Source organism: Microbacterium halotolerans (genome assembly GCF_003569805.1).
Lineage (GTDB): Bacteria > Actinomycetota > Actinomycetes > Actinomycetales > Microbacteriaceae > Microbacterium > Microbacterium halotolerans.
Genome location: NZ_KZ984052.1, coordinates 342,691 through 358,072, shown reverse-complemented (window position 1 = coordinate 358,072; position 15,382 = coordinate 342,691). Strand labels below are relative to the sequence as shown.

The 15,382-nt window shown below is 67.2% G+C and carries 11 protein-coding genes; all 11 read right to left on the bottom strand.

Annotated features, from left to right (window positions below; translation table 11 throughout):
- Complete coding sequence (gene tpiA / locus DZG09_RS10910) at positions 1 to 789, bottom strand: triose-phosphate isomerase (protein ID WP_119697754.1); 789 nt, start codon at positions 787 to 789, stop codon at positions 1 to 3.
- A complete protein-coding gene (locus DZG09_RS10905) occupies positions 780 to 1,994 on the bottom strand; it encodes a phosphoglycerate kinase (protein WP_119697753.1) in 1,215 nt (404 codons plus the stop codon). The genes tpiA and DZG09_RS10905 overlap by 10 nt, the downstream gene beginning before the upstream one ends.
- Positions 1,995 to 2,284: 290 nt before the next feature.
- Positions 2,285 to 3,289 (bottom strand): type I glyceraldehyde-3-phosphate dehydrogenase, encoded by a 1,005-nt coding sequence (gap, locus tag DZG09_RS10900; protein WP_119697752.1) that lies wholly within the window; start codon positions 3,287 to 3,289, stop codon positions 2,285 to 2,287.
- 99 nt (positions 3,290 to 3,388) lie between these two features.
- Entirely contained in the window at positions 3,389 to 4,015 is a 627-nt protein-coding gene (locus DZG09_RS10895; RefSeq protein WP_119697751.1) for a superoxide dismutase, read from the bottom strand.
- Positions 4,016 to 4,165: 150 nt separating this feature from the next.
- Positions 4,166 to 5,158, bottom strand: coding sequence for a DNA-binding protein WhiA (gene whiA, locus DZG09_RS10890; protein WP_119697750.1), 993 nt, complete (start codon positions 5,156 to 5,158; stop codon positions 4,166 to 4,168).
- 262 nt (positions 5,159 to 5,420) lie between these two features.
- Complete coding sequence (gene rapZ, locus DZG09_RS10885; protein WP_119697749.1) at positions 5,421 to 6,299, bottom strand: RNase adapter RapZ; 879 nt, start codon at positions 6,297 to 6,299, stop codon at positions 5,421 to 5,423.
- A 59-nt stretch (positions 6,300 to 6,358) separates the two neighbouring features.
- Positions 6,359 to 8,257, bottom strand: coding sequence for an excinuclease ABC subunit UvrC (uvrC, locus tag DZG09_RS10880; RefSeq protein WP_119697748.1), 1,899 nt, complete (start codon positions 8,255 to 8,257; stop codon positions 6,359 to 6,361).
- Positions 8,254 to 11,169 carry an excinuclease ABC subunit UvrA gene (gene uvrA, locus DZG09_RS10875; RefSeq protein WP_119697747.1) on the bottom strand — a complete coding sequence of 972 codons (2,916 nt, stop codon included), beginning with the start codon at positions 11,167 to 11,169 and terminating at the stop codon, positions 8,254 to 8,256. The genes uvrC and uvrA overlap by 4 nt, the downstream gene beginning before the upstream one ends.
- Positions 11,170 to 11,307: 138 nt before the next feature.
- A complete protein-coding gene (locus tag DZG09_RS10870) occupies positions 11,308 to 12,588 on the bottom strand; it encodes an ABC transporter permease (protein WP_119697746.1) in 1,281 nt (426 codons plus the stop codon).
- Complete coding sequence (locus DZG09_RS10865) at positions 12,585 to 13,820, bottom strand: ABC transporter permease (RefSeq protein WP_119697745.1); 1,236 nt, start codon at positions 13,818 to 13,820, stop codon at positions 12,585 to 12,587. The genes DZG09_RS10870 and DZG09_RS10865 overlap by 4 nt, the downstream gene beginning before the upstream one ends.
- Positions 13,817 to 15,340, bottom strand: a complete 1,524-nt coding sequence (locus DZG09_RS10860) for an ABC transporter ATP-binding protein (protein WP_119697744.1) — start codon at positions 15,338 to 15,340, stop codon at positions 13,817 to 13,819. The genes DZG09_RS10865 and DZG09_RS10860 overlap by 4 nt, the downstream gene beginning before the upstream one ends.
- Positions 15,341 to 15,382 lie beyond the last annotated feature (42 nt).

Genomic DNA, 15,382 nt, shown 5'->3' with positions numbered 1-15,382 from the left:
TTACACTCCGACGTGCTTGCGGAAGCGGACGATCGATGCGAACTCGTCGACCTTCAGGCTCGCACCACCGACGAGCGCGCCGTCGACATCCGGTTCGCGCATGAAGCTTGCGATGTTCGCGGCTTTGACGGACCCGCCGTAGAGAATGCGGGTGGCTGCCGCTGCCTCGGCGCCGAGCGTCTCGCTGACGACCTCGCGCAGCTTCTGGCAGACCTCCTGGGCCTGCTCCGGTGTCGCCACCTGACCGGTGCCGATCGCCCACACCGGCTCGTAGGCCACGACGATGTCCGCACCGGGCTTCACACCTTCGAGCGCCTTGCGCAGCTGCGCGACGGGGACGGCGCTGGCGCCGTGCTCGTCGAGCTCCTCCTGCGTCTCACCGACGCAGATCACCGGCACGAGGCCGTGCTTCAGCGCGGCCTGGACCTTCGCCTGCACGACGTCGTCGCCCTCCGCGTGGTACTCGCGGCGCTCCGAGTGGCCGATGATGACCTGCTGCACGTCGAGCTTGGCCAGGAACTCGCCCGAGATCTCGCCCGTGTATGCGCCGGAGTCGTGCGTCGACACATCCTGCGCGCCGAGCGCGAACGGGATCTTGTCGGCATCGATCAGCGTCTGCGCGCTGCGCAGGTCGGTGAACGGCGGGAACACGGCGACGTCGACGGTGTCGAACTCGTGCTTGGCGTCCTTCAGCGCCCAGTGCAGCTTCTGAATCAGCGCCACCGTCTGCAGGTGGTCGAGATTCATCTTCCAGTTGCCCGCGATCAGCGGGGTGCGCGTCATGCCCATCCGAGTGCCTCCAGACCGGGCAGTTTCTTGCCCTCGAGAAATTCCAGGCTGGCTCCGCCGCCTGTGGAAATGTGACCGAACTGGTCGTCGGCGAAGCCGAGCTGGCGCACGGCAGCAGCCGAGTCGCCCCCTCCGACGACGCCGAGCCCGTCGATCTCGGTGAGCGCCTGCGCGACCGCCTGCGTTCCGGCGGCGAACGGCTCCAACTCGAATACGCCCATAGGTCCGTTCCAGAACACGGTCTTCGACGCGCGAACCGCATCGGCGAATGCTGAGGCGGAGGCCGGGCCGATGTCCAGACCGAGACCGGATGCGCCGAACGGCGTGGCTTCGATCGCGTCGATCGAGGCGACCTCGTGCTCCGCGTCGGCGCCGAACCTGCTGGCGACGACTACGTCGGTCGGCAGCACGATCTCGACGCCGCGTTCGCTCGCCTCTGCGAGGTAGCGCTTCACCGTCGGGATCTGGTCCTCTTCGAGCAGCGACGAACCGATCTTGTGGCCCTGCGCCGCGAGGAAGGTGAACAGCATGCCGCCGCCGATGAGAAGCCGATCGACGCGCGGGAGCAGGTGGTCGATGACGCCGAGCTTGTCGGAGACCTTCGAACCTCCGAGCACGACGGAGTACGGACGCTCGGGGCTCTCTGTGAGGCGGTCAAGGACCTCCAGCTCCGTCTCGATCAGCAGACCGGCCGCGCTCGGGAGCAGCTGCTCGATCTCGACCGTCGATGCGTGACGGCGGTGCACGGCGCCGAAGCCGTCGGAGACGACCGCATCGGCGAGAGCCGCCAGCTGCTGCGCGAACTCGCCGCGCTCCGCGTCGTCCTTCGACGTCTCGCCCTGGTTGAAGCGCAGGTTCTCGAGCACCACCACGTCGCCGTCGCCAAGCGCGTCGACCGCGCTGCGAGCCGCGGAGCCGACGGTGTCTGCGGCGAAGGCCACGTCGCTTCCGAGCAGCTCGCCGAGTCGCTCGGCGACCGGCGCGAGGCTGAACTGCGGGTCGGGCTCGCCTTTCGGGCGGCCCAGATGGGAGCAGACGATGACGCGGGCGTCGGCGTCGATGAGAGCCTTCAGCGTGGGCACGGACGCGCGCACGCGCCCGTCATCCGTGATCTGCGCGTCCTTGAGCGGGACGTTGAGGTCGCAGCGGACGATGACACGCTTGCCGGCGAGGGAACCGAGGGATTCGAGTGTGCGAAGTGACATCGTCTTCGAGTCTACCGTGCGGCGGAGGCATATCCCGACTGGACGTCGCGCACGAGTATGAGCGTGGGTGTGCAGATCGCAAGGGCGGCGACAAAGGCGTGCTCAGCGCTTCGCACCTACGACGCTCAATCGCCAACGGGGAGTTCGCAGACGCCCTTTCGCTTCACTCGATCGCCTGTTCTGCACGGCGACGAGCCGAACGCAGCGAGATGCGTGTCCACGCCCAGCGCAGTGCTGAGCCCGCTGGGGCACGCGTTGTGCGTGCCCCAGCGGGCTCAGAGAAGAGCTCGTCAGAGCTGCTTGCCCACCAGGGTGGTGAGGTCGACGAGGCGGTTGGAGTAGCCCCACTCGTTGTCGTACCAGCTGGAGAGCTTGACCTGCGAACCGAGCACGCGGACCAGACCGGAGTCGAAGATCGACGAGTGCGGGTCGTGCACGATGTCGGCCGAGACGATCTCGTCCTCCGTGTACTTGAGGATGCCCTTGAGCGGACCCTCCGCCGCTGCCTTGTAGGCGGCCTTGACCTCGTCGACTGTGACCTCGCGGTCGGCCTCGACGGTCAGATCGGTGATCGAGCCGGTCGGGACAGGCACGCGCAGCGCGAATCCGTCGAGCTTGCCCTTCAGCTCGGGCATGACCAGGCCGATGGCCTTCGCCGCACCGGTCGAGGTCGGGATGATGCTCTGCGCAGCGCCACGGGCGCGACGGAGATCGCTGTGCGGACCGTCCTGCAGGTTCTGGTCGGCCGTGTAGGCGTGAACCGTGGTCATCAGACCGCGCTTGATGCCGAACGCCTCGTTGAACACCTTCGCCAGCGGGGCGAGGCAGTTCGTCGTGCACGACGCGTTCGAGATGATGTGGTGATTCGCCGGGTCGTAGTCCTGGTCGTTGACGCCCATGACGAACGTGGCGTCCTCGCCCTTGGCCGGAGCCGAGATGAGGACCTTCTTCGCGCCGCCCGCGATGTGCTTGCGCGCGTCCTCGGCGTTCGTGAAGCGACCGGTCGACTCGATCACGATGTCGACGCCCAGCTCGCCCCACGGCAGTGCAGCCGGGTCGCGCTCCGCCAGGACCTTGATCTTCTGATCGCCGATGGTGATCGACTCGTCGTCGAACGTGACCTCACGGTCGAGACGACCGAGGATCGAGTCGTACTTCAGAAGGTGAGCGAGGGTCTTGTTGTCGGTGAGGTCGTTCACCGCAACGATTTCGATGTCGCTCCCCTGAGCGAAGGCCGCGCGCAGGTAGTTGCGGCCGATGCGGCCGAAGCCGTTGATTCCGATCCTTACGGACACGTATGTCTCCTGTGAATGTGTGTTGTGCGCCCGCGGCGCCTATCGGGTCGGGAGATGTGGTGGCCCTCCGGCACGCACCCGGAAGGGCCACCCCCGTACTCAGGAGGCTACCAGGAGGCCCTGAGTCTTCTCGCGCGCGGTGTCGAAGCGCTGCTTGACGTTCTCCCAGTTAACGATGTTCCAGAACGCCTTGACGTAGTCGCCCTTGACGTTCTGGTAGTCGAGGTAGAACGCGTGCTCCCACATGTCGAGCAGCAGGATCGGCACGGTGCCGGCCGCGAACTGCGACTGCTGGTCGAAGAACTGCTGAATGATCAGGCGCTGACCGATCGAGTCCCAGAACAGGCCGGCCCAGCCGGAGCCCTGGATGCCGAGAGCTGCCGCCCCGAACTGGCCCTGGAAGCCTTCGAACGAGCCGAAGTACTCATCGACTGCCGCCGCCATCTCTCCTTCGGGGCGTTCGTGCCCTTCCGGCGACAGGTTCGTCCAGAAGATCGAGTGGTTGGTGTGACCGCCGAGGTGGAACGCGAGATCCTTCTCGAGCTTGTTGATCGTGCCGAAGCTGCCGGTCTCGCGCGCCTCGGCGAGCTGCTCCAGCGCGGTGTTCGCGCCGGCGACGTAGGTCGCGTGGTGCTTGTCGTGGTGCAGCTGCATGATCTGCGCGCTGATGTGCGGCTCGAGCGCCGCGTAGTCGTAAGGAAGCTCTGGGAGCGTGTAAGTAGCCATCGTTCGATCTCTTCCCATCCGCGCCCGGGAGGCGCATCCGAAGTCCTCCGCTCCGCAGTGATGCGCAAGCGAAGCCGTCACTCCCATCCTAATGAGCGGAAGCGGCGGTGGGCACCGGATCAGCGCGCCCAGATGTCCGAGGACGACGGCTCAGACGGTGCTCCTGGCCTCCTCGGCGGCTTCCGCCGCCTCGACGGCGGACTCCGTACCGGGAAGCCCCTTCTGCTCCGCCCTTTTGTCCGCCATGGCGAGCAGACGCCTGATCCGCCCGGCGACCGCATCCTTCGTCAGCGGCGGGTCCGCGTGCTGACCGAGCTCGTCGAGGCTCGCATCGCGATGGCCCAGTCGCAGGTCGCCTGCCTGACGGAGGTGATCGGGAACCTCATCACCGAGGATCTCGAGCGCGCGCTCGACGCGGGCGCAGGCCGCAACGGCCGCCTGCGCGGAACGGCGCAGGTTGGCGTCGTCGAAGTTGACGAGGCGGTTCACACCGGCGCGCACCTCGCGGCGCTGACGGAGCTGATCCCACTCCGCGGCGGTGTCGACTGCGCCCATGGCGACGAGCATGCCCTTGATCGACTCGGGCTCCCGCACGACGACGCGCGGAACGCCGCGCACCTCACGGGCCTTGGCCGAGATGTCCAGACGGCCGGCGGCGCCGACGAGTGCCATCGCCGCCTCACCCGACGGGCAGCCCACCTCGAGGGAGGCGGAACGGCCCGGCTCCGACAGATTCCCTGCGGCGAGGAACGCCCCGCGCCAGATCGCAGCGAGGTCGTGTCGGTTGCCCGTGGTGAGCTTGTTCGGCAGCCCGCGCACCGGCCGACGGCGCGCATCGAGCAGACCGGTCTGCCTCGCCAGCGTCTCACCGCCGTCGATCACGCGCACGGCGAACCGTTCACCGTCACCGCTGCCCTGCAGCCGGGCGATCTCGGGCCGCACGCCGTAGATCTCGGCGATGTCGCGAGCGGTGCGCTTCGCGAGGAACGGCGAATCGAGCTCGGCCTCTACGGCGACGCGCCCCGCAATCGAGTGCAACCCACCGGCAAACCTGAGCACGGCCGTCGTCTCCGATACCCGTACTGACGGGCGCGGATCGCGGATGGATATCAGCTCAGCCTTCACGTCGGCGGTCAATGTCACGGAACTCCCTCACTCATCGATCGTTGCGGCACATGCCGCCCACGTTCGTGACCCGCAAGCCGATAGCGCGACCCGTCGGGACGCGTGCGCGGCCCGCGCAATCACATCGCCTCGGCGTCGCGGCCGAATGGCAGTGATCCACCTTACCGGTTCCGACACTGGACGACTCCCGGCGAGATCGCGCTTTCGTCTGGTACGGAGAGTACTCGCGAGCGCCGCCGTTGGCCAGCATTCTGCCGTCCTTCGCGTTCCGCGCTGCGACTCAGTCGCGGCCGATATCGCGGTGCTGCACCTTCACCGAGAGCCCCTGAACCGCCGCCAGCCGCGTCGCGAGTTCGCGCACCATAGCCACCGATCGGTGCCGTCCCCCCGTGCAGCCGACACCCACCGTCGAGTGTCGCTTGTTCTCGCGCTCGTAGCCGGCGATCACAGCGCGCAGCGTGGCCGAGTATGCGTCAAGGAACTCCTCGGCGCCCTCCTGCGCCAACACGAACTCCCGCACCGGTTCGTCCTCCCCCGACAGGTGGCGCAGCGATTCCTCCCAGAACGGGTTGGGCAGGAAGCGCATGTCGGCGACGAGGTCGACGTCTGTGGGCAGCCCGTACTTGTATCCGAAGCTCATCAGCGTGACCGTATGACGGGCTGCCCCCTCTTCGGCGAACAGATCGTCGACGCGCGTGGCCAGCTGGTGCACGTTCGTCTGCGTCGTGTCGATGATGACGTCGGCGTTCTCTCTGATGGGCGCCACGATCTCACGCTCTCGGGCGATCCCGTCGAGGATCGTGCCGTCGCCCTGGAGCGGGTGCGGACGGCGAACCTGCTCGAACCGTCGAACCAGCGCATCGTCCGATGCATCGAGGAACACCACCCGAAGACGGCTGCGCGCCCGCAGCTCGGCCATGCGCTCCGGCAGATCGCCGAAGAGGTTGCGACCTCGCACATCGACGACCGCCGCGACGTGGGGCAGCTGCTGTCCGAGCCGGCCGGTGAGATCGAGCAGAGTGCCGAGCATCTGCGGCGGCAGATTATCGACCACATACCAGTCGAGGTCCTCCAGCGCGTTCGCCACTGTCGAGCGGCCGGCACCGGACATGCCGGTGACGATCAGAACCTCGTTCGGGACTCTGCGTTCACTCACCATGCCAGCCTATCGACACCGTCACTCGATGTGACAGCCCGCACACGGGCAGCGGTGCCGCATCAAGGTTCGCGCAGCCGTCGTTCGATCGTCTCGGCGAGCCCTGGGCCGATCCCTGGAAGCTGCTGGATCTCCTCCGTGCTCGCCGCGCGCAGAGCCTTCACGGAGCCGAAGCGGCCGAGCAGCGCCTTGATGCGCGCTTCGCCGAGACCAGGTACCTCCGAGAGAGTGGTGCGGATGTCGCGCTTGCGCCGCTTGCGCTGATGCGTGATCGCGAACCGGTGCGCTTCGTCTCTGAGCCGCTGCACGAGGTAGAGCGCCTCAGAGGTGCGGGGCAGGATCACGGGGAAGTCGTCACCGGGGAGCCAGATCTCCTCGAGCCGCTTCGCGATGCCGCACAGCGCGATGCCCTGCCTGCCCGATTCCCGCAGTGCGCGTGCGGCGGCGGCGACCTGCGGCTGGCCGCCGTCGACGATCAGCAGCTGCGGCGGGTACGAGAACCGCTTCCTTCTCGGCGGCTCGGCTTCGACCACGCCGTCTTCCGCGGGGTCAGGCACCGGATCATCCGGTTCATCGAGTCGCGCAAGCCGACGGGTCAGCACCTGATGGATGGAGTCGGTGTCGTCCGTCGTCTCGGCGATCGAGAACGAGCGGTACTGATCCTTGCGCGGAATGCCGTCTTCGAACACCACCATGGAACCGACGACGTTGGTGCCCTGCAGGTGGGAGATGTCGTAGCACTCGATGCGCAGCGGCGCTTCATCGAGGCCGAGCGCATCCTGCAGGTCGGCCAGCGCCTGGGTGCGGGTCGCGTAGTCGCTGCCCCGTCGCGTCTTGTGGCGCAGCAGCGCCTGCTGCGCATTGAGCGTGGCGGTGCGCATCAGCTCCGCACGCTGGCCGCGCTGCGCCACCGACAATTCGACGCGCCTGCCCGCGCGTTCGGCGAGCCACTCGGCAAGCTCCTCCGCGTCATCCGGGAGGCTCGGCACGATGACCCGCCGCGGCACATCCGACCCCTCCGCGTCGCCGTAGGTGCGCTGCACGATCCGCTCGACCAGCTCTCCTCCCGCGATGTCGAGCTCCTTGTCGATCGTGGTCGAGTGCACGCCGCGCACGCGGCCGCCGCGGATCACGAACTGGTGCACCGCCGCCTGCAGTTCGTCCTCCGCGATGCCGAACAGATCGGCGTCGGCCTTCTCCGGAAGCACGAGGGCGCTCTTACTCAGCACGGCGTCGAGGGACTCGAGCTTGTCGCGATACCCGGCAGCGGCCTCGTAGTCCAGCGCCTCGGCTGCGCCGCGCATGCGTCTGGTGAGCTCGACGGTGAACCTCTCGTCGCCGCCCTGCATGAACGCGATGAAGTCGTCGACCACGGCTCTGTGCTCTTCGATCGTGACTCGGTGCGAGCACGGGCCGCCGCACTTTCCGATCTGACCGGGGAAGCACGGCCGCCCGGTGCGCATCGCGCGTGCGTACGATGAGTCGCTGCAGGTGCGGATCGGGAACACCTTGATCATCAGGTCGATGGTGTCGCGCACCGCCCACACCTTCGGGTACGGCCCGAAGTACTTCGCACCCCGGATCTTCCCGTTCCGCGTGACCATCACCCGCGGCGCCTCATCGGCGAGGGTGATGGCCATGAACGGGTAGGATTTGTCGTCCTTGTAGCGCACGTTGAACGGCGGATCGAACTCCTTGATCCACTGGTATTCGAGCTGCAGCGAGTCGACATCGGTCGGCACGACCGTCCATTCGACGTTCGTGGCCGTGGTGACCATGCGCCTGGTGCGCTCGTGCAGGGTGTGCAACGGGGCGAAGTAGTTGGACAGGCGCTGACGCAGGTTCTTCGCCTTGCCCACGTACAGCACGCGCCCTTCACCGTCTCGGAACCGGTACACCCCCGGCTGAGTGGGGATCTCCCCCGGTCTCGGCTTGTAGGTGCGCGGATCGGTCGGGCTCATGCGGCCTTCCTCGTGCCTGCCTTCTTCTCTGCGGCGCCCGGTCGCTGCGCCAGGCCCAGGGTCTCCCGCAGGAACAGACCCGTATGGCTGCCGTCGACCTTCGCGACCTGCTCCGGAGTGCCGGTGGCGACGATCGTGCCACCGCCGGAACCGCCCTCCGGTCCGAGATCGACGATCCAATCGGCCGACTTGATGACATCGAGGTTGTGCTCGATGACCACGACGGAGTTGCCCTTCTCTACGAGACCGCCCAGCACCTCGAGCAGCTTGCGCACGTCTTCGAAGTGCAGCCCCGTCGTCGGCTCATCGAGCACATAGATGCTGCGCCCGTTGGAACGCTTCTGCAGCTCCGTCGCGAGCTTCACACGCTGCGCTTCGCCGCCCGAGAGGGTCGTCGCTGCCTGACCGAGGCGCACGTAGCCGAGCCCTACATCGACGAGGGTCCTCATGTAGCGGTGGATCGAGGTGATCGGCTCGAAGAACTCCGCGGCCTCGGAGATCGGCATCTCGAGCACCTCGGCGATGTTCTTGCCCTTGTAGTGCACCTGCAGGGTGTCGCGGTTGTAGCGCTTGCCGTGACAGGTCTCGCAGTCGACATAGACGTCGGGCAGGAAGTTCATCTCGATCTTGAGCGTGCCGTCGCCCGAGCACGCCTCGCAGCGCCCGCCCTTGACGTTGAAGCTGAACCGGCCTGCCTGATAACCGCGCACCTTCGCCTCGGGAGTCTCGGAGAACAGGTTCCTGATCTTGTCGAACACCCCGGTGTAGGTTGCCGGATTCGACCGCGGTGTGCGGCCGATCGGTGCCTGATCGACATGCACGACCTTGTCGAGGTGCTCCAGCCCCGTGACTCTGGTGTGGTGCCCTGCCACGGTGCGTGCGCCGTTGAGACGAGAGGCGAGCACCTTGTAGAGGATGTCGTTGATGAGCGTCGACTTACCCGAGCCGCTGACTCCCGTGATCGCCGTCAGAACGCCGAGCGGGATGTCCGCACTGACGTTCCTGAGGTTGTTCGCGCGGGCTCCCACGATCTGGAGCATGCGCTTCCTGTCGATCTTGCGGCGCTTCTTCGGCGTGGCGATCGCCCGCCTGCCGGTGAGGTAGTCGGCGGTGATGGAGCGCGGTTCGTCCGCCAGCTCCGCCACGGAGCCCGAGTGGATCACCTCTCCCCCGCCCTCACCGGCGCGCGGACCGATGTCGACGATCCAGTCGGCGGAGTCGATCGTCTCCTCGTCATGCTCGACGACCACCAGGGTGTTGCCGAGGTCCCGCAGCGTCTCGAGCGTCTCGATGAGTCGACGGTTGTCGCGCTGGTGCAGGCCGATCGACGGCTCGTCCAGCACGTACAGCACACCCGTCAGACCGGTGCCGATCTGCGTCGCCAGCCGGATCCGCTGCGCCTCGCCTCCCGAGAGCGAGCCCGCCGATCGGCTCATGGTCAGGTAGTTGAGCCCGACGCGGAGCAGGAAGTCGAGGCGCACGCGGATCTCCCTGAGCACCTGCGCGGCGATCATCGCCTCACGATCCGTGAGCTTGATGCGATTGACCACGTCGAGGGCGTCCTCGAGGCTGAGATCGGCCGTCTCGGCGATCGAACGTCCATCGACCTTGACAGCGAGCACCTCCGGCTTGAGCCTGGCGCCGTCGCATACGGAGCACGGCACCTCGCGCAGGTACTGGCTCCACCTCGCCCGCTGAGTGTCGCTCTCGGCCTGCGCATACTGGCGCTCGATGTACGGCACCACGCCCTCGAAGCCGCTGGCGTAGCGCACCTCGCGGCCCCAACGGTTCTTGAACCGGACGTTGACCTTGTAGTCCTGGCCGCGCAGCACGGCCTCGCGGACCACCTCAGGAAGGGCGTTCCACGGGGTGTCGAGCGAGAAGCTGAGATCTTGGGAGAGACCCTCGAGGAGTCGCTCGTAGTACTGGAACAGACCCTTGCCCTGCGTCGTCCACGGCACGATCACGCCTTCACGGATCGACAGCTCCTCGTCGCCGAGCATCAGCTCGACGTCGACCGACATCCGGGTGCCGAGGCCGGAACAGGATGGGCAGGCGCCGAACGGCGCGTTGAAAGAGAAGGTGCGGGGCTCGATCTCCGTGAGCTGGAGCGCGTGCCCGTTCGGGCACGAGAGCTTCTCGGAGAACGACTGCCATGCCTCGTCGCCTTCCGAGTCGACGAAGTTCACCTGCAGCACGCCGCCGGCGAGCCCGATCGCTGTCTCGACCGAATCCGTGACGCGCTGCAGAATGTCGTCGCGTGCGACGAGGCGATCGACGACCACGGCGATGTCGTGCTTGTAGCTCTTCTTGAGCTTCGGCGGATCGCTGAGCTGCACCAGTTCACCATCGACCACCGCGCGGGCGTAGCCCTTCGCCGACAGTTCGCCGAACAGATCGACGAACTCTCCCTTCTTCTGGGTGACGACCGGAGCCACGATCTGATAGCGGGTGCCCTCCGACAGCTCCATCAGCTGGTCGGCGATCTGCTGCACCGTCTGGCGCTGGATCTTCGCGTCACACACGGGGCAGTGCGGCACGCCGATCCTCGCCCACAGCAGGCGCATGTAGTCGTAGATCTCGGTGATCGTGCCGACGGTGGAGCGCGGGTTGCGATTCGTCGACTTCTGGTCGATCGACACGGCGGGACTGAGCCCTTCGATGACGTCGACGTCCGGTCGGTCGACCTGGCCGAGGAACTGACGCGCATAGGCACTGAGTGACTCGACGTAGCGGCGCTGCCCCTCCGCGAAGATCGTGTCGAACGCCAGGCTCGACTTGCCGGAGCCCGAAAGCCCGGTGAAGACGATCATCGCGTCGCGCGGGATCTCGAGGTCGACGTTCTTCAGGTTGTGCACGCGGGCACCGCGCACACTGATCTTCCCGGCGTTGACTACAGGCTGAATCGGCACGCTTCCACACTAGTAGCGGCCTCCGACACCGAGGCTGGAAGCCACGCGGAAAAACCAAACTTCTGTTCGAAGCCCTGCACATTCCCAGCGAGACTGCCCGAAGCTTTGTCTCTTCTCCTCGGTCGGACCCGATACCGTTCAGCTCTTGATGTACGGCCGTCCGGATGCAGCGGGCGGGCGGGATCGTCCCACCAGCCCCGCGACGGCGAACAGGGTCACGACGTAGGGCAGCATCAGCATGAACTGGCTCGGCACGGGCGACCCGATCACCGACAGCACGCCCTGCAGGTTCGTCGCGAAGCCGAACAGCAGCGCGGCGAGCGTCGCCCTGATCGGATCCCACTTTCCGAAGATCAGCGCCGCCAGCGCGATGAAGCCGGCCCCCGCCGTCATCTCCCGACCGAACTGCGGGTTCGACACCAGTGTGTAGAACGCGCCGCCCATGCCGGCGATGGCACCGGCCAGCATCATGTTGGCGTACCGCGTGGCGATCACGTTGATGCCGACGGTGTCGGCCGCCTGCGGATGCTCCCCCACCGCGCGCAGCCGCAGCCCCCACCTGGTGCGATACAGGCCGTACCACACCACGATCACGACCACGTACATCAGGTACACGATCACGGTCTGCCGGAACAGCACGGGGCCGAGGACCGGGATCTCGCTGAGCACGGGGATCGCGATGCGCGGAAACAGCTCGGGCGAGTTGAGCGTCTCGGCGTTCGGATTCAGCAGTGTGCCGTAGAAGAACGTGGTCAGCCCGACCACGAGCACGTTCAGCACCACGCCGACGATGATCTGGTTGACGAAGTACGTGATGGCGAACACCGCGAGCACGAGGCTGACGAGCAGGCCCGAAGCCATCGCCGCGACGAGGCCGAGCCACGGCGTCCCCGTCAGCGACCCGACGAGGGCCGCGCTGAATGCTCCTGCGAGCAGCTGCGCCTCGATGGCGATGTTCACCACGCCGACGCGCTCACCGATCACACCGCCGAGCGCACCGAAGACGAGGGGCGTCGCCAGCGCGAGCGACCCGGCGAGCAGACCGATCATCGGCACGGTGCCGCCCGCCGCCGCCCACGCCAGGAAGCCGATCAGCAGCAGAGCGACATAGGCGGCGATCAGCCACAGCGGCTGGGAGAGGCGGGCGCGCACGCGCACCATCGCGACGACAGTCAGCGCGGCCATCAGCGCAACGCACACCCACGCGGTCGCATTCGCCGGCAGCACGATGTCGGGCACCGGGATCGCTGCGTCTGCACCTGGCACCAGGCGGAACGTGCTCGCACCGTCCCGCGGGCCGAGCAGCGGCAGCAGCGCCAGCAGCACGGTGAACACCGCGAAGATCACGGGCGCCTTCCACGAGGTGACGGCGACGCGACGCTGCTGGTCGTCGACGAGCGCAACGGTTGCGGCGGTCATGCCGTCACCTCCTTCTTCGCCTTCTTCTGCTTTCGCGTCCTGCGGCGGCCAGGCTGCGGCAACCGGAAGATCGCCCGCACCAGCGGCGGCGCGGCGATGAACAGCACGATCAGCGACTGCACGACCAGCACGACTTCGTTCGGGATGCCCTCGGCCGCCTGCATCGAGAACCCGCCTGCCTTGAAGGCGCCGAACAGGATGCCTGCCGCGAGGATGCCCAGCGGCATGGAGCGACCGAGCAGTGCCACGGTGATGGCGTCGAAGCCCATGCCTGCGTCGATATCGCCGCCGAAGCCCGACGGCACCGTCCCGAGCACCTGACTGACGCCGGCGAGGCCGACCAGCGCGCCGGCGATGAGCATCACATACACGTAGGTGCGGCCGACGCTGATGCCCGCCACGCGTGCGGCGTGCGGGTTCTCGCCGACCGCGCGGAAGCGGAACCCGAGCGCCGATCGCTCCAGCAGCCACCAGCTCACCGCCACGGCGACCAGCGCGAGCAGGAGGCCGGCGTGCAGGTTGAACCGCACACCGAACAGATCGGGCAGAACGGCCGTCTCCTGCATGGGAGCGGTCTTGGGGTTGTTCGAACCGGGCGCCTGCAGCACGCCTTGTGTAGCGAGCATCCATGCGAGCAGGTAGAACGCGATGTGGTTCAGCATGATCGTGAGAATCACCTCGTGCGCTCCTGTTCGCGCCTTCAGCACACCGGCGATCCCGGCCCAGACAGCACCTGCGACGACGCCCGCGATGAGCGCGAAGAGCAGATGCACCACGACGGGCAGCTGCATGTAGGCGCCGACATAGCCCGCGGCGGCGGCGGCCATCAGCATCTGCCCCTGCCCGCCGATGTTGAACAGGCCGGCGCGGAAGGCGAGACCGACGCCGAGCCCCGCGGCGATCAGCGGCGTGGCGAACTTCAACGTCTCGGTGACGGGTCGGATGCCCTGGGTGAAGCCGTCGGCGTTGAGGTTGTAGATGGCACCGTTGAACAGCGCGACGTACGCGCCGGACACGGCTTCCCACAGCGCGACGAATGTGTCGATCGGACGGGCGAAGAAGTAGCTGGCCGCCGCCTGCACGCCCTGGTCCGTGATGGCGATGAGAACGGACCCCGCCACGAGCGAGAGCACTACGGCGAGCACGGCGATGACGCCGTTGCCCGTGGTGATGCGCCGAAGCGCCTCGTGCCAGCGAGACGGCGCCTCGACGGCGCGGTCATCGGAACTCATGCGTCGCCCTCCATCGCCTCGTCCGCAGGTGTGCCGGCCATCATCAGGCCCAGCTGCTCACGCGGTGTGTCACCCGGCACGATGCCGACCACCCTTCCTCGGTACATCACCATGATGCGGTCCGCGAGCGCCGCCGCCTCGTCGAGTTCCGTCGACACGACGATGACGGGGATGCCCGCATCGCGTGCGGCCACGATACGAGTGTGGATGAACTCGATCGAGCCCACGTCGACGCCTCGCGTCGGCTGAGAGGCGACGAAGAGCGAGAGGTCGCGGCTGAGCTCCCTGGCCAGCACCACCTTCTGCTGGTTCCCGCCCGACAGGCGCCCCGCCGGCTGCGTCGGGCCCTGCGTTCGGATGTCGAACTCATCGATCTTCTCCCTGGCGAACGTGTCGAGCGCGTCTCGGCGCACGGTGCCGCGCCGCACGAACGGCGCGCCATGGCTGCGATCGAGCATCAGGTTCTCGGCGATGGAGAACTCCTTCACCAGGCCGTCGACGCTGCGATCCTCCGGGACGAAGCCGATGCCGTGGTCGAGCGCTTCGCGCACGGAGAGGCCGACCAGCTCCGATCCGCCCAGCCGGATGCTGCCGTTCGCCCGTTCCTGCAGCCCGATGATCGCCTCGGTGAGCTCGGTCTGCCCGTTGCCCTGCACGCCGACGATCGCCAGCACCTCACCGCCGCGCACGGAGAACGACACGTCGTCGACGACGACGGTGCCTGCCGGATCGGTGACCGTGAGCCCCGAGACGACGACCTCCTCGTCGCCGAGCGTGGGGGCCTCCTTGCGCACCGTGAGCGAGACGGCGCGCCCGACCATGAGCGAGGCGAGCTCGGCGTCCGATGCCGTCGGCTCGGCCTCACCGACGACCTTCCCTAACCGGATGACGGTGATCCGGTCGGCGACCTCACGAACCTCGCGCAGCTTGTGCGTGATGAACACGATCGACGTTCCGCCGTCGCGCAGCTGACGCATCGTCGCCATCAGCTCGTCGGTCTCCTGCGGCGTGAGCACGGCCGTGGGCTCATCGAAGACGAGCACATGGGCGTCTCGAGACAGAGCCTTGATGATCTCGACGCGCTGCTGCACGCCGACGGGCAGATTCTCGACGAGCGCATCGGGATCGACGTCGAAGCCGAAGCGATCCGATATCTCCCGGACCTTCGCCCTAGCGGCCTGAAGGTCGAGCCTGCCGCCGAACCCGGTCTCCTCATGACCGAGCATCACGTTCTCCGCAACCGTGAACACCGGGATCAGCATGAAGTGCTGATGCACCATGCCGATGCCTGCAGCCATGGCGTCGCCGGGGCCGGCGAAATGCTGTTCGGCGTCGTCGATCAGGATGTCGCCCTCGTCGGCCTGGTAGAGGCCGTAGAGCACGTTCATCAGCGTGGATTTGCCCGCGCCGTTCTCGCCGAGCAAGGAGTGGATCTCACCGGGTTCGACGGTGAGATCGATGGCGTCGTTGGCGGTCAGCGCTCCGAATCGCTTCGTGATACCGCGCAGCTCAAGCTTCATGAATGTTGATCCTATTCCTGCCGGATCGCACAGCGCGAGGGG